Genomic DNA, 20,277 nt, shown 5'->3' with positions numbered 1-20,277 from the left:
AGCATGTGGCGGTGCCGCGTCGTCCCGATCTCGCGGCCATGCTCGCCCCGTTGCTGCGCGACATGGCCGCCGCCGAGCTGCCCGTGCTGGAGGCGCACGACCTCACCATGTGGGGCTACGTCGTGCTGTGCGCGCTGGACGGCGGGCCGGTGCGCTCCCAGGCCGCCCTGGCCGAAGCGATCGGCGCCGACAAGACACGCATCATCCGCACCCTCGATGACCTGCAGGACCGCGGTCATATCGAGCGTCAGGTCGATCCCGAGGACCGTCGGGTCCGCCTGCTGGCGATCACCGCTGCCGGGCAGCGGGTGAAAGACGCCGCGCAAGCCGAGATCCAGCGTGGCGAGGAACGCTGGCTGGGCCTGCTGAGCGCCGACGAGCGGCGCACCTTCCTCCGGGTGCTCGAGCTGCTGACCCGCGCGGAAACCGAATGACGGCAGTGCGAAAATCGAAGGATCATGAGCGTCCCCTCCAAGAGCGTCGTGTTCTCCGGCGCACAGCCCACCTCGGATTCCCTGCACCTCGGTAACGCGCTCGGTGCCGTCAACCAGTGGGTTAGCCTGCAGAACGACTACGACGCGTACTTCTGCGTCGTGGACCTGCACGCCATCACCGTCCCGCAGGAACCGGAGGTGCTGCGCAAGCGCACCCTGGTGACCGCCGCGCAGTATCTCGCGCTGGGTGTCGACCCGGCGAAGGCGACGGTGTTCGTCCAGAGCCACGTGCCTGCCCACACCCAACTGGCTTGGGTGCTGGGGTGTTTCACCGGTTTCGGGCAGGCGTCGCGGATGACGCAGTTCAAGGACAAGTCGCAGAAGCAGGGGGCCGAGGCGACCACCGTCGGGCTGTTCACCTATCCGGTGCTGATGGCGGCCGATGTGCTGCTCTACGACACCGCGCTGGTGCCGGTCGGCGAGGACCAGCGCCAGCACCTGGAGCTGGCCCGCGACATCGCCGAACGGATCAACGTCCGGCTTCCGGGGACCTTCGTGATCCCCGAGGCGATCATCCCCAAGGCGACCGCCAAGATCTACGACCTGCAGGACCCGACGGCGAAGATGAGCAAGTCCGCCGCCACCGATGCCGGATTGATCAGCCTGCTCGACGACCCGAAGAAGACGGCCAAGAAGATCCGGTCGGCGGTCACCGACAGCGAGCGTGAGATCCGCTTCGACCGCGATGCCAAGCCCGGCGTGTCCAACCTGCTCACCATCCAGTCCGCGGTGACCGGCACCGATATCGACACCCTGGTGGCCGGCTACGCCGGACGCGGCTACGGCGATCTCAAGACCGAAACCGCGGACGCGGTGGTTGAATTCGTCACCCCCATCAAGGCACGCGTCGACGAACTGCTCGATGACCCGGCCGAACTGCAGGCGGTGCTGGCCAAGGGGGCCGCCCGCGCCGACGAGGTCGCTTCGGCAACGCTGCAACGGGTATATGACCGGATGGGATTCTTGGCGCCCACGAGCTGACCACCCTGGGAAGGGATTACCGATGGCCTACCGCGAAGCGGTACCGACAGCCCCGTCCGACCAGGACAAACCAGGTGTGATGGACCGGTTGCGGGAGCGCTTCTTCTGGTTCAACCGCATCATGGTGGCTCAGGACCGCTACAACGAGTGCAAGGGCGACTTCTACGCCGCGGGCATCACGTACTTCACCATCTTCGCGTTGTTCCCGCTGCTCATGGTCGGTTTCTCCATCGGCGGGTTCGTGCTGGCCAACCAGCCCGACCTGATGATGGAGGTCGAGGAACGGATCAGGTCCAGCGTCTCGGGTGACCTCGGGTCCCAACTCGTGGAGTTGATGGATTCGGCGATCGACTCGCGCGGCACCGTCGGTGTCATCGGTCTGGCCACCGCCGCATGGGCCGGCCTGGGCTGGATGGCCAACCTGCGGGAAGCGCTGAGCCAGATGTGGGAGCAGCGGCACGAACCCGCCGGGTTCGTGGCCACCAAGCTGTCGGACCTGCTGGCACTGGTTTCGGCGTTCGTGGCGCTGGCGCTCACCATCGGCCTGACCGCGCTGAGCAAAGAGTCAGCGATGACGACGGTGCTGGGCTGGTTCGGGCTGCAGGATGTGCCGGGTCTGAGCGTCGGGCTGCAGGTGGCGTCCTGGGTGATCTCCATCGGGATCTCCTGGTTGCTGTTCACCTGGATCATCGCCCGGCTTCCGCGCGAGTCGGTCAGCTTCCGCAGCTCGCTGCGGGCCGGTCTGATCGCCGCGGTGGCGTTCGAGGTGTTCAAGCAGGTGGCTTCGATCTACCTGCGCTCGGTGGTGACCGGGCCCGCCGGGGCCACCTTCGGTCCGGTGCTGGGCCTGATGGTGTTCGCCTACATCACCGCCAGGCTGATCCTGTTCGCGACGGCGTGGGCCGCGACGGCCCCCGAGAACCTGGAGGCGGTGCCGATCGAACCGCCCGGCCCGGTCCGGATCAGCCCGCGGATCGAGGTGCGTGAAGGCGTCGGGATGTCCGGTGCCGCCGCGAGTTTCGCGGCCGGCGCGATCGGCGGACTCGGACTGTCCCGACTGTTGCGCTCACGTCGTTAGTGCCCGATCACCTTGAGGCCGACGACGCAGCCGATGATGCCGAGGATCAGCGCCACCTTGATCAGTGAGGCGCCCTCGGAACCGGTGAACATCGCGTAGCCCACGGTCAGCGCGGCGCCGATACCCACCCAGATCGCGTAGCTGGTGCCGATCGGGAGTGAGCGCATCGCGAAGGCCAGGCCCGCCATCGAGAACACCAGCGCCACACCGAATACCACCGACGGGCCCATTCTCGTGAAGCCCTCGGACCTGCCGAGCGCGGTGGCCCAGACGGCCTCCAGCACACCCGAGATCACCAGAATCAACCAAGCCATGACACACCCTCCGTGGCTCCGTCTTGTCGCTGGCCGGGTACGGTGCCGCCTCGTCCGGTGTCACATGGTGACATCGTCAACGGTAGCAAACCGGGTAGCGTGCGGGTGGTGTCTTTGGTCACCACCTGGTCTGCCGCAATGGGTCTCACGTTCCCCGTGGTGAATGCGCCCATGGGCGGCGCCGCCGGTGGACGGCTGGCCGCCGCGGTCTCGCGGGCCGGTGGACTGGGCATGATCGGAATGGGCAGTGCGGCGACCCCGGATCTGCTGCGCCGCGAACTTGCCGAACTCGGTGATGTGAGCGGGCCGTTCGGCATCGGGCTGGTGCACTGGGTCATGAGCGAGCAGCCGGACTTGCTGGACGTGGCGCTGTCCGCCCGGCCGGCGCTGTTGAGCGTCAGCTTCGGTGATGACTGGAGCTGGGTGCGGGAAGCCCATGACGCCGGGGTGACCGTCGCAGCGCAGGTCGCCACCGTCGACGACGCGATCGGCGCGGTGGAGTCCGGCGTGGACGTGCTGGTGGCCCGTGGTGCCGAAGGCGGCGGGCACGGGAAACCGGTGATGGGCACCCTGCCGCTGCTCACCGGGGTGCTGGACGCCGTCGACGTCCCGGTGCTGGCCGCCGGTGGCATCGCCTCGCCACGGGGCGTGGCTGCGGTGCTGGCGGCCGGCGCGTCGGCCGCCTGGGTGGGTACGGTCTTCGCGGCGTGCACCCAGGCGTTGATGCCCGACGATGCCCGCGCCGAATTGCTGGCCGGTTCGCAGACCGAGCTGACCTCTGAGCATGACATCGCGGCCGGATACCGGTGGCCGGCAGGCATTCCGGAACGGGTGCTGCGCGGGTCGGCGGTCAATGCAGGGCAGGGCGTGGGGCAGGTGCGGAGCCAGGTCGACGCCGGCGACGTCGTCGTGCAGCTGGGTGAGGGCGCGGCAGCGTTGTTGGAGCGCTGGGGTTCTCAGGCGCGCTGACGGTTCATCGACCGCGCCGCCATGATGAGGGCGAAGACGATGATGACGCCGACGAATCCGACGCCGACCCGCACGGGCAGCGCGTCGGCACTCGGCAGCGCGGTCGCGGCGACCGCGGTGGGGTCGGGAGCCTTCTCGGGCTCCGGGGCGGCCAGGGATGGGTCGGGCTCGATCAGCGAGCCGATCGAGGTGCCCGGCGGTGTCGCGAACCCGTAGTCGAGCAGGCGGGCTGCCTGCTCCCACGGGGCGATGGGTACCCGGGTGCCCTTGAGCATGATCGCCACCAGCCGGCGGCCGTCGCGTTCGGCGGCGCCGACGAACGTCTGCCCGGCGTCATCGGTGTAGCCGGTCTTACCGCCCAGTGCGCCCGGGTAGTTGGCGAGCAGCTTGTTGTCGTTCTCCAGCTCGTAGGTCGGCCACTGGTACTGCTGGGAGCCGACGATCTTCGCGAAAGTGTCGTTCTGCCAGGCGTATCGGTAGAACAGGCCGAGGTCGTAGGCAGAGGTGCTCATGCCCGGACCGTCCAGACCTGACGGTGTGGCGGCGCGGGTGTCGCGGGCGCCGAGCTTGCGGGCCAGGTTGTTGATCTTCTGCAGCGCGGTGTCCATCCCGCCGAGCTGGGCGGCCAGCGCGTGGGCGGCGTCGTTGCCCGACACCATGAGCAGGCCGTGCAGCAGATCGCTGACGGTATAGCGCTCACCGTTCTTCACGCCGACGCTACTGCCCTCGGCGTGCTCGTCACCCTCGCTGCCGGTGATCATCCGGTTGATCGGCAGCTCCTGGATCGACTGCATGGCGACCAGCACCTTGATCACACTGGCCGGGCGATGCCGCCCGTGCGGATCCTTGGCGGCGATGATCTCGCCGGTGTCGAGGTCGGCGACCAGCCACGCCTCGGCCGACACGTCACCGGGCACCGGCGGGGTGTCGGGTGCGGTGATCAGCCCGCAACCGCTGAGTGCGTCACCACCGAGCGGGGTGGCGGGCACCGGCAGCGGCTGCGGCGGCGGACCGGCCTTGGGGACCTCGGAGTCGTCGACCGCGGGCGGCGTCGTCACCTTGTAGGGGCACGGGTCGGGGCCCGGGTCTGCGCCGACCAGCGGCGCTCCGACCAGTGCGGAACCGGTCAGCATCAAGGTCGCCGTGACCGCACAAGCCACTCGGCGCAGCGAAACTTTGGAAGCCATCGTCTGTGCAGACTAGGAGATTCCGGACAGATTTCTGGGCCGCCACGCTGTGGCTGATGTGACTTGTGTGGTTTATGTGGCGAACCGGATCACATCCGGCGCGACGCCTCCGACAGCACGTTGTGCAGGATGTCGTAGATCGCGTCGAACTCGGCCTGCCCACTGATCAGCGGGGGAGCCAGCTGCACGACTGGGTCGCCACGGTCGTCGGCGCGGCAGTAGAGGCCGGCCTCCCACAGTGCGGGCGTCAGGTATCCGCGCAGCAGCCGCTCGGATTCCTCGTCGTTGAAGGTCTCCTTGGTCGCCTTGTCCTTGACCAGTTCGATGCCGTAGAAGAAGCCCTCACCGCGGACGTCACCGACGATCGGCAGGTCGTAGAGCTTCTCCAGGGTGGCGCGGAAGGCCGGGGCGCTTTCCTTGACGTGGGCGTTGATGCCCTCGCGCTCGAAGATGTCGAGGTTGGCCAGTGCGACCGCGGAGGACACCGGGTGCCCGCCGAAGGTGTAGCCGTGGCCGAACACCGTCTGCCCGTCGTTGAAGGGTTCGAACAGCCGGTCACTGGCGATCATCGCGCCCAGCGGGGAGTAGCCCGAGGTCAAACCCTTTGCGCTGGTGATGATGTCGGGGATGTATCCGAAATCATCACAGGCGAACATCGATCCGATCCGGCCGTAGGCGCAGATCACCTCGTCGGAGACCAGCAGCACGTCGTACTCGTCGCAGATCTCGCGGACCCGCTCGAAGTACCCGGGCGGCGGCGGGAAGCAGCCGCCGGCGTTCTGCACCGGCTCCAGGAAGACGGCGGCGACGGTGTCGGGGCCCTCGAACTCGATGGCCTCGGCGATCCGGTCGGCGCAGTAGCGGCCCCAGGCCTTGGGGTCGGAGCTGAACTGCTCGGGAGCGCGGTAGAAGTTGGTGTTGGGCACCCGGAAACCGCCGGGGGTCGGCGGATCGAACGGCGCCTTGAACGCCGGGATGCCGGTGATGGCCAGCGCTCCCTGCGGCGTGCCGTGATAGGCGATGGACCGCGATATCACCTTGTACTTGCCCGGCTTACCGGTCAGCTTGAAGAACTGCTTGGCCAGCTTCCAGGCGCTCTCCACGGCCTCGCCGCCACCGGTGGTGAAGAAGACCCGGTTCAGGTCGCCCGGCGCGTAATTGGCTACCCGCTCGGCCAATTCGATCGCCGACGGGGTGGCATAGGACCACAGCGGGAAGAAGGCCAGCTGCTCGGCCTGCTTGGCGGCCGCGGCAGCCAGTTCCTCGCGGCCGTGCCCGACCTGGACCACGAACAGCCCGCTCAGGCCGTCGATGTAGCTGTTGCCCTTGTCGTCGAAGATCCGGGTGCCCTCGCCGCGGGTGATGATCGGCGGGGTGATGCCCTCGCCGTGACGGGCGAAGTGCCCCCACAGGTGGCGGTTGGCCTTGGCGGCCAGATCGGTTGTCGCGCTTGTGTTTGTTTCGGTAATTGTCATCTCGTGCCCCAGTTGTATTGCTGTTTGACTAGTTTCAGGTAAACCAACGTTTCGGTGGCTATCACTCCTGGGACGGCGCGGATTTTGGTGTTGAGCAGGTCGAGCAGGTCACCGTCGTCCTCGCAGACGACCTCGACGATGGCGTCGAATGTTCCCGCGGTGAGCACCACGTAGTCGACGGACTCGAGTGCGGCCAGCTTCTCGGCGACCTTGGTGGTGTCACCGGTGCACCGGATGCCGATCATGGCCTGCCGGGCGAAACCGAGCTGCATGGGATCGGTGACGGCCACGATCTGCATGACACCCGCATCGACCATCCGCTGCACTCGTTGACGCACGGCGGCCTCGGACAGGCCGACGGCCTTGCCGATGCCGGCGTAGGAACGTCTGCCGTCCTGCTGGAGCTTCTCGATGATGGCCTTCGAGAGCTCGTCCAGCTGGAAAGCGGCGCCGGGACGGGAATGGTTGATTCGCAGGGACACGGCGGACGCGCCGGGCTGGGAATCCGGGTTCGACATGTGACGATTGTGCACGGAATCCGTCGTTACAAGCAACTAATTCCATGAAATCAGCCGTACGACGTGCCACAGATTGCCGGAATGCGTAGGCTTGAGCTCTGTGAGTGCAACGCAAATCCCGGGCAGTTGGATCAACGGAGTAGTGGCGCAGACCGGCGGCGCGCCCTTCGAGGTCATCAATCCCGCCACCGGTGCGGTGGCCGCAACCTATGCGCTGGCCACCCCTGCCGACGTCGACGCCGCCGTCGCTGCCGCACGTGCGGCCCAGCCGGGATGGGCCGGCGCGACACCGGCCGAGCGGGCCGGCGTGCTGTTCAAGCTGGCCGAGTTGATGGAAGCGGAAGCCGACACCTTCATCGCCGAGGAAGTGGCCCAGTGCGGTAAGCCGGTGCGGCTGGCCACCGAGTTCGACGTCCCGGGCAGCATCGACAACGTGTCCTTCTTCGCCGGTGCGGCACGACATCTGGAAGGCAAGGCCACCGCCGAGTACTCGGGTGACCACACCTCCAGCATCCGGCGTGAGGCCGTCGGTGTCGTCGCGACCATCACGCCGTGGAACTATCCGCTGCAGATGGCGGTCTGGAAGGTCATCCCGGCGCTGGCCGCCGGGTGCGCCGTCGTCATCAAACCGGCCGAGATCACCCCGCTGACCACGCTGACCCTGGCACGGGTGGCCAAGGCGGCCGGGTTGCCTGACGGTGTGCTCAACGTGGTGACCGGGTCCGGTGCCGATGTGGGTACCGCGCTGGCCGGCCATCGCGATGTCGACGTGGTCACCTTCACCGGGTCGACCGGGGTGGGCCGCAAGGTGATGGCCGCGGCCGCGGTGCACGGTCACCGCACCCAGCTGGAACTCGGCGGCAAGGCGCCGTTCGTGGTGTTCGACGATGCCGATCTCGACGCAGCCATCCAGGGCGCCGTCGCGGGTGCGCTGATCAACTCCGGGCAGGACTGCACGGCGGCAACCCGGGCGATCGTGTCACGCGATCTGTACGACGATTTCGTCGCCGGGGTCGGCGAGGTGATGAGCAAGATCGTCGTCGGCGACCCGAACGATCCGGATACCGATCTGGGACCGCTCATCTCGTTCGCGCACCGGGACAAGGTGGCGGCCATGGTGTCCCGTGCTCCCGATCAGGGCGCCCGGATCGTGACCGGCGGTGTCAGCCCGGACCTGCCGGGCGCGTTCTACCGGCCCACGCTGATCGCCGATGTGGCTGAGGATTCCGAGATCTACCGCGACGAGGTCTTCGGCCCGGTGCTCACCGTGCGCGCGTTCACCGACGATGACGACGCACTGCGCCAGGCCAATGACACCGTCTACGGTCTGGCCGCCTCGGCGTGGACCCGCGATGTCTACCGGGCGCAGCGGGCCTCCCGCGAGATCCACGCGGGCTGCGTGTGGATCAACGACCACATCCCGATCATCTCGGAGATGCCGCACGGCGGTGTCGGGGCATCCGGGTTCGGTAAGGACATGAGCGACTACTCCTTCGAGGAGTACCTCACCATCAAGCACGTGATGAGCGATATCACCGGTGCGGCCGAAAAGGACTGGCACCGCACCATCTTCACGAAACGTTAGATTGCGATTTGTGGAGTTTTCGTCGGAACCATTCCGACGAAAACTCCACAAACCGCTACTCCTCGCCGCGCGGGATCACGATAACCGGTGCATCGGTGCCGGCCAGGATGCGTGATGCGGTGGAGCCCAGGAAGATGCGTTTGGGCGCGGCGAACCGGCTGGAGCCGACCACCAGCACGTCGGTGTCATCCCAGTTGAGCTTCTTGAGCGCGGACTCCAGCGTCATCCCCTCGGCCACCAGGGATTCGATATCGGGTGAATCGGGCAGGGCGCGGGCGGCCACGGTCAGGTTCTGCCGGGCGGCGCTGATCTGCATTGCCCGCAGATCCTCGAGATCGGCGGCCTCGGCGAGGTTTTCGGCCGACACCAGCGAGACCATCCGGATGGGAAGATTGGCCGCACTAGCCAGAGTGATGGCAAAGGGCAACGGATTGTCGTCGCCGACCTTGCTGGGCACCGCGGCGGTGATGGCTTCGATACGTTCGGGCGCGTCGTCGGCATAGCCGCGCGGAGCCAGCGCGACGGGGATCGTCGAACTGTGCAGCAGCGCACTCGACACCGGGCCGATCACATGCCCGCCGAAGAATCCGTCGCGGGCGCCGCCGACCACGATGAGGTCGGATTCGTGTGTCTCGGCGAATTGCAGCAATGTCTCGGCGAACGATTCGCCCACCAGGACATTGGCTTTGACCGACTTCGCCACACCGGTGAGGTTCGACACCGCCTTGGCGATCCACTCCTGCCCGCGTTCGAGCAGGAACTCCTGATACTGACCGCGTCCGGGATGGCCGTCGGGAAACTCTTCGCGCACCACCAGGACGACGTCCACGTCGGCGCCGAAGGTACGGGCCAGCGCGGCAGCCAGGGCGACACCGTCGTCGCCGGTCGGTGTCGCCAGATATCCGACAGTCAGATGCATTGTGCAGCCTGTTCTTTCGTATCAGTACACATCGGGGACTTTGACTTCGGTACCGGCGTTGAGTGTCTCGCCGCGGAAGAAGCGCTTGGTGCCGACGGCGAAGCACGCCAGCATCAGCGGAATGCCGAGCACCAGCATGCCGACGCCGAGCACGAACACGCCGCCGATGGGTCCGAAGGCGGTGTAGCCGTAGTCCGGCGCCATCATGTCCTTGGCGCTGATGCCGAAGGCCACCGCCATCGCCAGCCCGCCCAGCAGCGGGAAGATGCCCCGGAAGAACAGGTTTCGGGCCGAAGAGAACAGTGTCCTGCGGAAGTACCAGACGCAGGCGAAAGCGGTGATGCCGTAGTAGAACGCCACCGCCAGGCCCAGCGAGGCCACCGAGTCGGCGAGTGCGTTCTCGGAGAGGAACGTCAGCACCAGGTAGAAGAACAGCGCCATGCAACCCATCACGATGGTGCCGAACGCGGGCGTCATGTACTTGGGGTGGACGCTGGCGAAGCGCTTGGGCAGCGCCTCGTACACCGCCATCGACAGCGTGCCGCGGGCGGTCGGCAGGATGGTGGTCTGGGTGGACGACAGCGCCGACACCGACACGGTGAGCAGCAGCAGCGACGCCAGGATCGGTCCGCCCACCGGCCCGCCGAGCACCGTCAGCACGTCATCGGTGTTGTTGGGGTTGTTGAGGCCGATCCCCACCACGCTGAAACCGGAGAACGACTGCACCGCGTAGGCCACCAACACATACGTGCAGACCAGGATCAGCGTCGTGATGACCGCGGCGATGCCGGGCGTCTTGCCGGGGTTCTTGGTCTCTTCGCCGACGGCGAGGCAGGCGTCCCAGCCCCAGTAGATGAAGACGCAGAGGATGATCGCCGCCGCGATCGACGACACATCCAGGCCGGACGGCCAGAGCCAGGACAGTTGCGGGCTGACGGCCTGGGCGCCCGCGGTGCCGCTGAACACCCGGATCAACGCCCAGATGCTGGCGATGACCAACACGCCGAACTGGATGGCGATCAGGACGTTCTGCATCTTCTCCGACACCGAGACCCCGCGCGCGCTCACCAAGGTCATCGAGATGATGAAGAACGAACCGAGAGCCACCTTGGCCCAGAGGTTCTCGGCCAGTGCGTCCTGGCCGAGGAACTTGAAGAGATACACCGCGGCGATCTCGGCGACGTTGGCCAGCACGATGATCGCCGATACCGCCAGGCCCCACCCGCCGATCCAGCCGATCCAGGGTCCGAATGCCTTGGTGGCCCAGGTGAATGTCGTTCCGCAGTCCGGGGTGTCCTGGGACAACTCCTTGTAGGCGAACGCGACCAGCAGCATCGGGATGAAGGCCAGCACGAACATCGCCGGTGCCTTGTCTCCGACGTTGAGCACCACATAGCCCAACGTGGCGGCCAGGCTGTACGCCGGCGCCACCGCGGCGAGTCCGATCACCACATTGCCGACCAGACCGAGCGCGCCGGCTTGCAGACCCTTGTCGGTGGTCACTGGTGCCGGCTGTTCCGCAATTGCCATTTGCAGAAATATACGGTTTCCGTCGTTGGTGCGTGCAGATACGACGAAAAGGTTTTCTTTGAGGTAACACGACGACGGAATCGCTTCTTTGGGCCCGTCCGCGGCGGTCCTAGACTCGGCGTATGACCGCGAGCGCCCGGACCGGAGAATTCGAGGAGCTGCGACCGCATCTGCTGGCCGTCGGCTATCGGCTCACCGGGACCTACGCCGATGCCGAAGACATCGTGCAGGATGCCTGGCTGCGGTGGCGCGGCGCCGGCGACGACATCGTCGATCTGCGTGCCTGGCTGACCACGGTGGTGAGCCGGCTGGGACTGGACCGGCTGCGTTCGGCCAGCCACCGGCGCGAGACCTATGTGGGGGAGTGGCTGCCCGAGCCGGTGGTGACCGGCTTCGAGCGTGACGATCCGCTGGCGGCCGTCGTGGCGGGCGAGGACGCCCGGTTCGCGGCGATGGTGGTGCTGGAAAGGCTGACCCCGGATCAGCGGGTGGCCTTCGTGCTCCACGACGGTTTCGGCGTCCCGTTCGGTGACATCGCCGACGTGCTCGACGTCAGCGCCGCCGCCGCTCGCCAGCTGGCATCGCGGGCGCGCCGCGCCGTGGAGCACGCCGCGCCCTCGGCCTCCGATGACACCCACAACGAGGCGGCCGGCTTGTTGATGGCCGCACTGGCGGAAGGGAACCTGGATGCCGTCGTCCGGCTGCTGCATCCGGATGTGACGTTCACCGGCGACTCCAATCGCCGGGCGCCCACGGCGGCGCGCGTCATCCACGGCCCGGACAAGGTGGCGCGGTTCCTGTTCGGGCTGGCCGCCCGGTACGGGCCGAACTGGCTCGCGGGCAATCAGCTCGCCCTGATCAACGGCCAGCTCGGCGCCTACACGCCGGGGGCCGCCGCCGTCGACGGTTACCCCGAGCTGATGCCGCGGATCACCGCGATGACAATCCGGGACGGAAAAGTCTGCGCGGTATGGGATATCGCGAACCCGGACAAGTTCACCGCGTCTCCGCTGCGCAGTTAGTCAGTCGCCCACGGCACCCGGCAGGCGTCCCCGGAGCTGAAGCCCTGCTCGGTGATGCCCAGCGCCGAGTACATCCGGGCCCGCATGTTCTCCACCCCGATCTGATACGTCAGCTCGATCACGCCGTCATCACCGAACCGCCGCCGCAGATCGGCCACCTGCTCGTCGGTCACGGCGTGCGGGTCGGTGGTCATGGCGTCGGCGTAGCCGATCGCGGCGCGCTCGTCATCGCTGAACGACGCCGACGTCGCGTAGTCGTCGATGTGTTTGAGCCGGTCGACGTCGAGGCCGTCGAGCCGCTGCAGCATGGCGCCGAAGTCCACGCACCAGGAGCAGCCGACGGTGCGGGCGGTCCAGAACACGGCGAGCTCGCGGACGCTGGTCGGCAGTTTCTTCGATCCGGCCTGCAGCAGCGTCTCGTGCACACCGTTGGCGATCAGCAGGCGCGGGTGATGGGCCGCGACGGCGAACGGCTCGGGCACCTCACCGAACCGCCGCTTGGCGTAGCGGTACATCATCCGGGTCAACAGGCCGGCATCGTTGGGGGCTAGCGGAGCGATTCTCGTGGTCATACCGGTGAGACGAGGCAGCCTGCGAGATTGTGACACCAGAAGTCGTTCGAACCGGCCGTCGGCGGGTAGAGAGGGAAGCGTGACTGACATAGCGCCGAGCCGTGGCTCGGTATTCGGGACGCATCTTCGATCCGCCGCCACGGTCTCGGTGCAGATCGTCGCGGTGTCCGCGCTGCTGTGGATTCTCGCCTGGGTCGTCGGCGAGACATGGGTGATCATCCTGCCCGTCGCACTGGCGGTGGTGCTGTGCACGGTGCTGTGGCCGCCGGTGCGGTGGATGCGGTCCAAGGGGTTGCCGCCGGCCGCGGCGGCGCTGATCATGCTGCTGGTCGGCTTGGCCGTGATCGGCGGCCTGATCGCCGCGGTGGCGCCTGCCATCGTGGAGCAGTCCACCGAACTGGCCGAGCAGGCGACCGCCGGTGTGGTGCAAGTCCGCGACTGGCTGGGCGGGCCGCCGCTGAACATCAGTCAGGCGCAGCTCGATTCGGCCGTCACCGCGATCAACGACCAACTGAACTCGAGCAGCTCCCAGATCGCCTCGGGCGTGTTCACCGGGGTGGGCGCGGCAACATCGGCGCTGGTGACGGTCTTCACGACCATCGTCGTGGTGTTCTTTCTGCTCAAGGACGGGCCGCAGTTCATCCCGTGGTTGCGGCGCTCCGTCGGGCACCCTTCCGCACCGCACCTGGCCGAGGTGCTGCAACGCATCTGGTCGACGCTCGGCGGCTTCATCCGCACCCAGGCGCTGGTCAGTTTCGTCGACGCCGTGCTCATCGGGATCGGGCTGGTGGTCCTCGGGGTGCCGCTGGCCTACGCGTTGGCCATCGTCACCTTCATCGGTGGTTTCGTCCCGATCGTCGGTGCGTTCGTCGCCGGCGGTCTTGCGGTGTTGATCGCGCTGGTCGCCAACGGCCCCATCGTCGCCCTGATCGTGCTGGGCATCATCGTCGCGGTGCAGCAGCTGGAGGGCAACGTGCTGCAGCCCTGGCTGCAGTCCAAGTCGATGAACCTGCACGCGGTGATCGTGCTGCTGGCCGTCACGCTGGGCGCGTCCACGTTCGGTGTGATCGGCGCTTTCCTGGCCGTCCCGGTGGCCGCGGCGGTGGCGGTCATCATCCGCTACTACGACGAGCAGGTCGCCGAGCGGACCCGGGAGAACGAACCCGAACCCCAACCCGAGCTTGATCTGCAATTCGAATCAGAACCCGAAGCGGACGCCGCACCCGCCGAGGATGCGTCGAACGTGAAGTAGATCGGGCACTTTGACCGGAATCTCGCGAACGACTTCACGTTCGACGCAGGTGGAACCGCGTGCCGCTGCGCTGCGTCCAACTCCACATGCTCCTTTTGGGAAGCGCGGCGCTGGCCGCGGGTACTGTCACCCGCCATCAACTGAACACCTGCTACGACATGCTGCACCGCGATGTCTACGCCCCGCGGGGCTCGGTGCTGACCCCGACCGATAAAGCGAAAGCCGCATGGCTGTGGTCAGGCGGGCGCGGTGTCGTGGCCGGACTTTCGGCAGCTGCGCTCCACGGCGCGAAATGGATCGACCCGGCATTGCCCGCCGAGATCAACCAAGACAGCCGGCACAAGGCTGCCGGAATTCTTCTGCACAGTGACGTGCTGGTCGACGCCGAGATCTGCGTGGTCGATGGGATCCGGACGACTACACCGGCCCGGACCGCCTTCGACCTGGGGCGCCGGCGCGGAATCGTACTGGCCGTGATGCGGGTGGACGCGCTGCTGGAGGCGACGGACCTGACGTTGGCCGACGTGACGACGCTGGTCGATGGCCACCGCGGTATGCGTGGGCTGGTGCAGTTGCGTCAGGTATTGGACCTGGCCGACGAGGGCGCCGAATCACCCCAGGAGACGCGGCTTCGCCTGGTACTGACGAGTGCACATATGCGGCCGTCGCAGACCCAGATCAAGGTCATCGATCACGGGTGCATCGTCGGCCGCCTCGACATGGGCTGGCCCGAATGGAAGGTCGGGGTGCAGTACGACGGCTTCCAGCACTGGACCGATCCGCGACAGCGCACCCTCGACATCGAACAGGATGCGACGTATCGCGAACTGGGCTGGCGCATCGTCCGGGTCGGCGCTGACCTGTTGAGATACCGGCAGCCGACGATCATCCGGCGAGTCCGCGCGGAACTGGACGCGGCAGGCGCACCCGAACCCCTGCCCAACGTGAAGAAGATCGCGAGAAATCTACGAAATCTCGCGATCTAGTTCACGTTCGGCGGAAGGGAATCAGCGCGCGAACATCAAGGCGCGTTTGACCTCTTGGATCGCCTGGGTCACCTGGATGCCACGCGGGCAGGCCTCGGTGCAGTTGAACGTGGTGCGGCAACGCCACACCCCGTCGACCTCGTTGAGGATGTCGAGGCGCTCGGCGGCGCCCTCGTCGCGCGAATCGAAGATGAACCGGTGCGCGTTGACGATCGCGGCGGGCCCGAAGTACGACCCTTCACTCCAGTAGACAGGGCACGACGTGGTGCAGCAGGCGCACAGGATGCACTTGGTGGTGTCGTCGTAGCGGGCCCGGTCGGTGGCGCTCTGGATGCGCTCCTTGGTGGGAGCGTTGCCGCTGGCGATCAGGAACGGCTTGACCGCGCGGTAGGCGTCGAAGAACGGCTCCATGTTCACCACGAGGTCCTTCTCCACGGGCAGGCCGCGGATCGGTTCGATCGTGATGGTCAGCGGCTTGGAGGCCTTCTTGGGCAGCAGGTCGCGCATCAGCACCTTGCACGCCAGCCGGTTCACCCCGTTGATGCGCATGGCATCGGATCCGCACACGCCGTGCGCGCAGGAACGGCGGAAGGTCAGCGTGCCGTCCAGGTACCACTTCGCGTAGTGCAGCAGGTTGAGCAGACGGTCCGAGGGCAGACACGGGACCCGGTAGCTCTGGTAGCCGGCGTCGTCGGGACTGTCCGGGTTGAACCGGGCGATCTTGAGGGTGACCATGACCGCGCCGTCGGGCACGGGCGGAAGGTCCGGGCCGCCGGTTTCGGGCTTTTCGATGACCGAAGCAGTCATGTCAGTACTTCCGTTCCATCGGCTCGTAGCGGGTCTGCACCACCGGCTTGTAGTCCAACCGGATGTCCGAGATCAGATCCGGTCCGTCCTTGTAGGCCATGGTGTGGCGCATGTAGTTGGTGTCGTCGCGGTTGGGGTAGTCCTCCCGGGCGTGCCCGCCGCGGGATTCCTTGCGGTTCAGCGCGCCGACGACGGTGACCTCGGCCAGTTCCAGCAGGAAGCCGAGCTCGATGGCCTCCAGCAGGTCACTGTTGTAGCGCTTGCCCTTGTCCTGCACGGTGATCCGTGCGTACCGCTCCTTGAGGGCGTGGATGTCGGTGAGCGCCTGCTTCAGCGTCTCCTCGGTGCGGAACACCGCGGCGTTGTTGTCCATCGACTGCTGCAACGACGTGCGGATGTCGGCGACGCGTTCGTTGCCGTGCTCGGAGAGGATGTCGCCGACCCACTCGACGACCATGCCGGCCGGGTTCTCCGGCAGGTCGACGTGGTTGTGGTTCAGCGCGTACTCGGCGGCGGCGATACCTGCCCGGCGGCCGAAGACGTTGATGTCCAGCAGCGAGTTGGTGCCCAACCGGTTGGAGCCGTGCACCGACACACACGCACATTCGCCGGCGGCGTACAGGCCCGGGATGATGTTGTTGTTGTCGCGCAGCACCTGACCGTTGACGTTGGTCGGGATGCCGCCCATCACGTAGTGGCACGTCGGGTAGACGGGCACCAGTTCGGTGACGGGGTCCACGCCCAGGTAGGTCCGGGCGAACTCGGTGATGTCGGGCAGCTTGGCTTCCAGGACGTCGGCACCGAGGTGACGCACGTCGATGTAGACGTAGTCCTTGTTGGGTCCGGCGCCGCGGCCTTCGAGCACCTCGAGCACCATCGAGCGGGCCACGATGTCACGCGGGGCCAGGTCGACGATCGTCGGCGCGTAACGCTCCATGAAGCGCTCACCCTCGCCGTTGAGCAGCCGGCCGCCCTCACCGCGCACCGCCTCGGAGATCAGGATCCCCAGCCCGGCCAGACCTGTCGGGTGGAACTGGTGGAATTCCATGTCCTCCAAGGGAAGTCCCTTGCGGAAGATGATGCCCAGGCCGTCGCCGGTCAGGGTGTGCGCATTGGAAGTGGTCTTGTACATCCGGCCCGAACCGCCGGTGGCGAAGACGATCGACTTGGCGTGGAAGATGTGGATGTCACCGGTGGCGAGCTCGTAGGCGATGACGCCGGTCGCCACCGGGCCGCCGGGGGTGTCGGTCAGCGAGATGTCGAGGGCGTAGAACTCGTTGAAGAACTCCACGTCGTGCTTGACGCAGTTTTGGTACAGCGTCTGCAGGATCATGTGACCGGTGCGGTCGGCGGCGTAGCAGGCCCGGCGCACCGGGGCCTTCCCGTGGTCGCGGGTGTGCCCGCCGAAGCGGCGCTGGTCGATACGGCCCTCGGGGGTGCGGTTGAACGGCATCCCCATCTTCTCCAGGTCGTAGACCGCGTCGATGGCTTCCTTGCACATGATCTCGACCGCGTCCTGGTCGGCGAGATAGTCGCCGCCCTTGACGGTGTCGAAGGTGTGCCACTCCCAGTTGTCCTCTTCGACGTTGGCCAGTGCGGCGCACATGCCGCCCTGGGCCGCGCCGGTATGGCTACGGGTCGGGTACAGCTTGGTCAGTACGGCGGTGCGTGCCCGCGGTCCGGCCTCGACGGCTGCGCGCATACCCGCGCCGCCGGCGCCGACGATGACGACGTCGTAACGATGTTCCTGAATCATGCTGCGTCCTTACTCTTTCCCGTCGCTTCGCTCGCCCGCATCAGATGTTCGCGTCGAACGAGACCAGCACGTAGCTGCCCAGCACGAGGGTGAACCCGGTCGCCAGCAGCAACAGCGAGTTCAGCCAGAACTTGGTGGTGTTCTTGCGGGCGTAGTCGCCGATGATCGTGCGCATGCCGTTGGCGCCGTGCAGCATCGCCAACCACAGCAGCGCCATGTCCCAGATCTGCCAGAACGGTGAGGCCCACCGCTCGGCCACATAGTTGAAGTCGATGCGGTACACGCCGTCTTCCCACATCAGCATGATGAAGAGGTGGCCGAGCGCCAGGAAGACCAGCGCGACACCGGAGAACCGCATGAACAGCCACGCGTATTTCTCGAAGTACGGGATGCCGCGCGGCTTGCGGGGGGCCCGGGGGTGATCCAGGCTCGCCGGGCGGTCGTGTTCCTTCTCCTGCACCGGGGCGATGCGCCCCTCCTTGTGGTGCGGAGTCCAGGCCTCGGTCACAGGAAACGCTCCGCCATGTGCATGCCGATCACTCCTAGTGAGGGGATCATGACGGCCAGCCAGACGCCGGCGATGACCCACAGCATCTTGCGCTGATACTTGGGACCCTTCTGCCAGAAGTCGATCAGGATGACCCGGATGCCGTTGAGTGCGTGATACAGCACCGCGGCGACCAGGCCGACCTCCATCAGACCGATGATCGGGGTCTTGTACGTCTCGATGATCGAGTTGTAGGCCTCGGGACTCACCCGGACCAGTGCCGTGTCGAGCACGTGCACCAAGAGAAAGAAAAAGATCGTCGCACCGGTGATCCGGTGCAATACCCAGGACCACATGCCTGGGTCGCCGCGGTACAAACTGCGGCGACGCGCAGGCTTTGATCGCGGTGCCGGTATCGCGGAATCCGCGGCCGTGGCTGTGCTCATCGAGTCCTCCAACGCCTTCGGTGGACGGCGGGGACAAGGCTGAATCCGTCCCCAAACCTCGGGGGCGACTCTAATCCCAAAACGGGTGCTTGAAGAACTAGCGTTGTGGTGAAAGCGGGCCCCCTACCACAAAGTTAGGGTCCCCTATGTTGGTTCCCCGCTTCGGGAGTGGGGTTTTCGGAATGCATTCAGATGGCGGTGAACGGGGCCCCAATGGTAGTTGAAATTGATTGGAAGTCGTTGCGGGACAGCGCAATCAGTGTCACAAGGCAGGCTTATGCGCCGTATTCGGGCTTCCCGGTCGGTGCCGCTGCGATTGTCGACGATGGCCGAATCATCCTCGGATGCAATGTGGAGAATGTCTCATATGGCCTAGGTCTCTGTGCCGAGTGCGCTGTGGTCTGCGCCCTGCATTCCAGCGGTGGCGGGCGGCTGGTGGCGCTCAGTTGTGTGGCCGCCGACGGCGCCCCCCTGATGCCCTGTGGGCGGTGCCGGCAGGTGCTGCTGGAGCACGGCGGACCCGCGCTGTTGATCGATCATCCAGACGGACCCCGCACCCTCGCCGACCTGCTGCCCGACGCCTTCGGACCGGCTGATCTGGGGCGGGGGCCGGCGTCATGAGCTTCGATGCGCCCTCGGTGATCAGGACCAAACGCGATGGCGGTGTGCTCTCCGATGCCGCCATCGACTGGGTGATCGCCGCCTACACCGACGGCCGCGTCGCCGATGAGCAGATGTCGGCCCTGCTGATGGCGATCTTCCTGCGCGGTATGACCGGTGCGGAGATCACCCGCTGGACGACGGCCATGATCGCCTCGGGGGAGCGGTTCGACTTCGGCGACCTGGGGCGCCCGTTGGTGGACAAGCACTCCACCGGCGGTGTCGGAGACAAGATCACGATCCCACTGGTACCGGTGGTACTGGCTTGTGGCGCTGCGGTTCCCCAAGCCGCCGGTCGCGGCCTCGGCCACACCGGCGGCACGCTCGACAAGCTGGAGGCGATCCCCGGATTCACCGCCGAACTGTCCAAAAACCGCATCCGGCAACAACTGTCCGAGATCGGTGCCGCCATCTTCGCCGCCGGGGACCTGGCGCCCGCCGACCGCAAGATCTATGCGCTGCGCGATGTCACCGCGACCACCGAATCGCTGCCGCTGATTGCGAGTTCGGTGATGAGCAAGAAGCTGGCCGAGGGTGCGCAGTCTCTGGTGCTCGACGTGAAGGTCGGTAAGGGTGCGTTCCTGAAGACCGAGGCCGAGTCACGGGAGCTGGCCGCGACCATGGTGGCGCTCGGCAACGACTCCGGGGTACCGACGCGAGCGTTGCTCACCGACATGAACCGGCCGCTGGGCCGTGCCGTCGGCAACGCCGTGGAGGTCGCGGAGTCCCTGGAGGTGCTGGCCGGTGGCGGCCCGGATGACGTCGTGGAGCTGACGCTGGCGCTCGCCACCGAGATGCTGGACGCGGCGGGCCTCGACGGGGTGGACCCGGCACAGACGCTGCGGGACGGCACCGCAATGGACCGGTTCCGCGCGCTGGTCGCCGCGCAGGGCGGCGATCTGTCCGCGCCACTGCCCGTCGGCGCGCACGCGGAGACCGTGGTGGCCGCCGCCGGTGGCGTGATGGGCGATATCGATGCGATGGCCGTCGCCATGGCGGCCTGGCGCCTCGGGGCCGGCCGGGCCGCGCCGGGACACCCCGTGCAATTCGGCGCCGGCGTGCAGATCCACCGTCGCCCCGGTGAACCCGTGGCCGCCGGGGACACCCTGTTCACGTTGCACACCGACACCCCCGAGCGGCTGGCCCCCGCACTCGCCGAACTCGACGGCGGGTGGACGGTCGGGGCGGCGGCGCCGGTACTCGGCCCGTTGATCATCGACCGCATCGGTTAGCGGTCGG

The 20,277-nt window shown here is 66.9% G+C and carries 20 protein-coding genes, 1 pseudogene and 1 riboswitch; of the genes and pseudogenes, 10 read left to right on the top strand and 11 right to left on the bottom strand.

Going from position 1 to position 20,277, the window contains the following annotated elements; translation table 11 throughout:
• Nucleotides 1-38: 38 nt before the first annotated feature.
• From ASE48_RS09765 to yhjD, 3 genes are read left to right on the top strand one after another with little or no spacing between them, the layout of a single operon-like run.
• The gene (locus tag ASE48_RS09765; RefSeq protein WP_057166957.1) at nucleotides 39-434 is read left to right on the top strand and encodes a MarR family winged helix-turn-helix transcriptional regulator; all 396 of its coding nucleotides are present in this window, start codon (nucleotides 39-41) and stop codon (nucleotides 432-434) included.
• 24 nt (nucleotides 435-458) lie between these two features.
• Nucleotides 459-1,475 carry a tryptophan--tRNA ligase gene (gene trpS / locus ASE48_RS09760; RefSeq protein ID WP_057166876.1) on the top strand — a complete coding sequence of 339 codons (1,017 nt, stop codon included), beginning with the start codon at nucleotides 459-461 and terminating at the stop codon, nucleotides 1,473-1,475.
• Between the two features lie 22 nt (nucleotides 1,476-1,497).
• On the top strand, nucleotides 1,498-2,553 hold the full coding sequence (gene yhjD / locus ASE48_RS09755) for an inner membrane protein YhjD (protein ID WP_057166875.1): 1,056 nt from the start codon (nucleotides 1,498-1,500) through the stop codon (nucleotides 2,551-2,553).
• On the opposite strand, the gene ASE48_RS09750 is transcribed toward yhjD, so the two are convergent.
• Nucleotides 2,550-2,867, bottom strand: a complete 318-nt coding sequence (locus ASE48_RS09750) for a DMT family transporter (protein ID WP_057166874.1) — start codon at nucleotides 2,865-2,867, stop codon at nucleotides 2,550-2,552. The genes yhjD and ASE48_RS09750 overlap by 4 nt on opposite strands.
• A 12-nt stretch (nucleotides 2,868-2,879) precedes the next feature.
• A riboswitch (guanidine-III (ykkC-III) riboswitch) is annotated at nucleotides 2,880-2,944 on the bottom strand.
• 61 nt (nucleotides 2,945-3,005) lie between these two features.
• Here ASE48_RS09750 and ASE48_RS09745 point away from each other — a divergent pair.
• Nucleotides 3,006-3,836 carry a nitronate monooxygenase gene (locus ASE48_RS09745; protein WP_082614095.1) on the top strand — a complete coding sequence of 277 codons (831 nt, stop codon included), beginning with the start codon at nucleotides 3,006-3,008 and terminating at the stop codon, nucleotides 3,834-3,836.
• Here the strand turns inward: ASE48_RS09745 and ASE48_RS09740 are convergent.
• The 3 genes from ASE48_RS09740 to ASE48_RS09730 all read right to left on the bottom strand — a co-directional run bounded on the left by ASE48_RS09740 (nucleotide 3,824) and on the right by ASE48_RS09730 (nucleotide 7,016).
• Nucleotides 3,824-5,023: a D-alanyl-D-alanine carboxypeptidase family protein gene (locus ASE48_RS09740; protein ID WP_057166873.1), complete on the bottom strand. Its 1,200-nt coding sequence runs from the start codon at nucleotides 5,021-5,023 to the stop codon at nucleotides 3,824-3,826. The genes ASE48_RS09745 and ASE48_RS09740 overlap by 13 nt on opposite strands.
• An 89-nt stretch (nucleotides 5,024-5,112) precedes the next feature.
• Nucleotides 5,113-6,498, bottom strand: coding sequence for an aspartate aminotransferase family protein (locus ASE48_RS09735; RefSeq protein ID WP_057166872.1), 1,386 nt, complete (start codon nucleotides 6,496-6,498; stop codon nucleotides 5,113-5,115).
• Nucleotides 6,495-7,016, bottom strand: a complete 522-nt coding sequence (locus ASE48_RS09730) for an Lrp/AsnC family transcriptional regulator (protein ID WP_057166871.1) — start codon at nucleotides 7,014-7,016, stop codon at nucleotides 6,495-6,497. The genes ASE48_RS09735 and ASE48_RS09730 overlap by 4 nt, the downstream gene beginning before the upstream one ends.
• A 100-nt stretch (nucleotides 7,017-7,116) precedes the next feature.
• Between ASE48_RS09730 and ASE48_RS09725 the strand changes: the two genes are divergently transcribed.
• Entirely contained in the window at nucleotides 7,117-8,601 is a 1,485-nt protein-coding gene (locus ASE48_RS09725) for a gamma-aminobutyraldehyde dehydrogenase (RefSeq protein ID WP_442928713.1), read from the top strand.
• Nucleotides 8,602-8,656: 55 nt separating this feature from the next.
• Here the strand turns inward: ASE48_RS09725 and ASE48_RS09720 are convergent, their stop codons facing one another.
• Together ASE48_RS09720 and ASE48_RS09715 are read right to left on the bottom strand one after the other, a co-directional pair.
• Nucleotides 8,657-9,520, bottom strand: coding sequence for a universal stress protein (locus ASE48_RS09720; RefSeq protein WP_057166869.1), 864 nt, complete (start codon nucleotides 9,518-9,520; stop codon nucleotides 8,657-8,659).
• 21 nt (nucleotides 9,521-9,541) lie between these two features.
• Nucleotides 9,542-11,050: an APC family permease gene (locus ASE48_RS09715; protein WP_057166868.1), complete on the bottom strand. Its 1,509-nt coding sequence runs from the start codon at nucleotides 11,048-11,050 to the stop codon at nucleotides 9,542-9,544.
• Nucleotides 11,051-11,172: 122 nt separating this feature from the next.
• Between ASE48_RS09715 and ASE48_RS09710 the strand changes: the two genes are divergently transcribed.
• Nucleotides 11,173-12,072 (top strand): sigma-70 family RNA polymerase sigma factor, encoded by a 900-nt coding sequence (locus ASE48_RS09710; RefSeq protein ID WP_057166867.1) that lies wholly within the window; start codon nucleotides 11,173-11,175, stop codon nucleotides 12,070-12,072.
• Here ASE48_RS09710 and ASE48_RS09705 read toward each other — a convergent pair.
• Nucleotides 12,069-12,659: pseudogene (locus tag ASE48_RS09705) on the bottom strand (carboxymuconolactone decarboxylase family protein); the annotation flags it as partial. The gene ASE48_RS09710 and the pseudogene ASE48_RS09705 overlap by 4 nt on opposite strands.
• Before the next feature lie 64 nt (nucleotides 12,660-12,723).
• Here ASE48_RS09705 and ASE48_RS09700 point away from each other — a divergent pair.
• Nucleotides 12,724-13,896, top strand: a complete 1,173-nt coding sequence (locus ASE48_RS09700) for an AI-2E family transporter (RefSeq protein ID WP_057166865.1) — start codon at nucleotides 12,724-12,726, stop codon at nucleotides 13,894-13,896.
• An 86-nt stretch (nucleotides 13,897-13,982) separates the two neighbouring features.
• Complete coding sequence (locus tag ASE48_RS09695) at nucleotides 13,983-14,882, top strand: hypothetical protein (protein ID WP_057166955.1); 900 nt, start codon at nucleotides 13,983-13,985, stop codon at nucleotides 14,880-14,882.
• A 21-nt stretch (nucleotides 14,883-14,903) separates the two neighbouring features.
• Here ASE48_RS09695 and ASE48_RS09690 read toward each other — a convergent pair whose 3' ends face one another.
• Genes ASE48_RS09690 through sdhC form a run of 4 tightly spaced genes read right to left on the bottom strand, consistent with a single transcriptional unit; the run spans nucleotide 14,904 to nucleotide 18,378 of the window.
• On the bottom strand, nucleotides 14,904-15,689 hold the full coding sequence (locus ASE48_RS09690; protein WP_057166864.1) for a succinate dehydrogenase iron-sulfur subunit: 786 nt from the start codon (nucleotides 15,687-15,689) through the stop codon (nucleotides 14,904-14,906).
• Between the two features lies 1 nt (nucleotide 15,690).
• Nucleotides 15,691-17,445, bottom strand: coding sequence for a succinate dehydrogenase flavoprotein subunit (sdhA, locus tag ASE48_RS09685; RefSeq protein ID WP_057166863.1), 1,755 nt, complete (start codon nucleotides 17,443-17,445; stop codon nucleotides 15,691-15,693).
• A gap of 40 nt (nucleotides 17,446-17,485) precedes the next feature.
• Nucleotides 17,486-17,953 (bottom strand): succinate dehydrogenase hydrophobic membrane anchor subunit, encoded by a 468-nt coding sequence (locus ASE48_RS09680; RefSeq protein ID WP_057166862.1) that lies wholly within the window; start codon nucleotides 17,951-17,953, stop codon nucleotides 17,486-17,488.
• Complete coding sequence (gene sdhC / locus ASE48_RS09675; protein WP_082614087.1) at nucleotides 17,950-18,378, bottom strand: succinate dehydrogenase, cytochrome b556 subunit; 429 nt, start codon at nucleotides 18,376-18,378, stop codon at nucleotides 17,950-17,952. The genes ASE48_RS09680 and sdhC overlap by 4 nt, the downstream gene beginning before the upstream one ends.
• Before the next feature lie 213 nt (nucleotides 18,379-18,591).
• Here sdhC and ASE48_RS09670 point away from each other — a divergent pair, with 213 nt between their 5' ends.
• Both ASE48_RS09670 and ASE48_RS09665 read left to right on the top strand, forming a co-directional pair.
• Complete coding sequence (locus ASE48_RS09670) at nucleotides 18,592-18,999, top strand: cytidine deaminase (protein ID WP_057166954.1); 408 nt, start codon at nucleotides 18,592-18,594, stop codon at nucleotides 18,997-18,999.
• The gene (locus ASE48_RS09665; RefSeq protein ID WP_082614086.1) at nucleotides 18,996-20,270 is read left to right on the top strand and encodes a thymidine phosphorylase; all 1,275 of its coding nucleotides are present in this window, start codon (nucleotides 18,996-18,998) and stop codon (nucleotides 20,268-20,270) included. Before ASE48_RS09670 ends, ASE48_RS09665 begins: the two co-directional genes overlap by 4 nt.
• The last annotated feature ends 7 nt before the right edge of the window (nucleotides 20,271-20,277 follow it).

This window comes from Mycobacterium sp. Root265 (genome assembly GCF_001428895.1).
Lineage (GTDB): Bacteria > Actinomycetota > Actinomycetes > Mycobacteriales > Mycobacteriaceae > Mycobacterium.
Note: the sequence above shows the minus strand (reverse complement) of the source record. Positions and strands in the feature narration are given on the sequence as shown.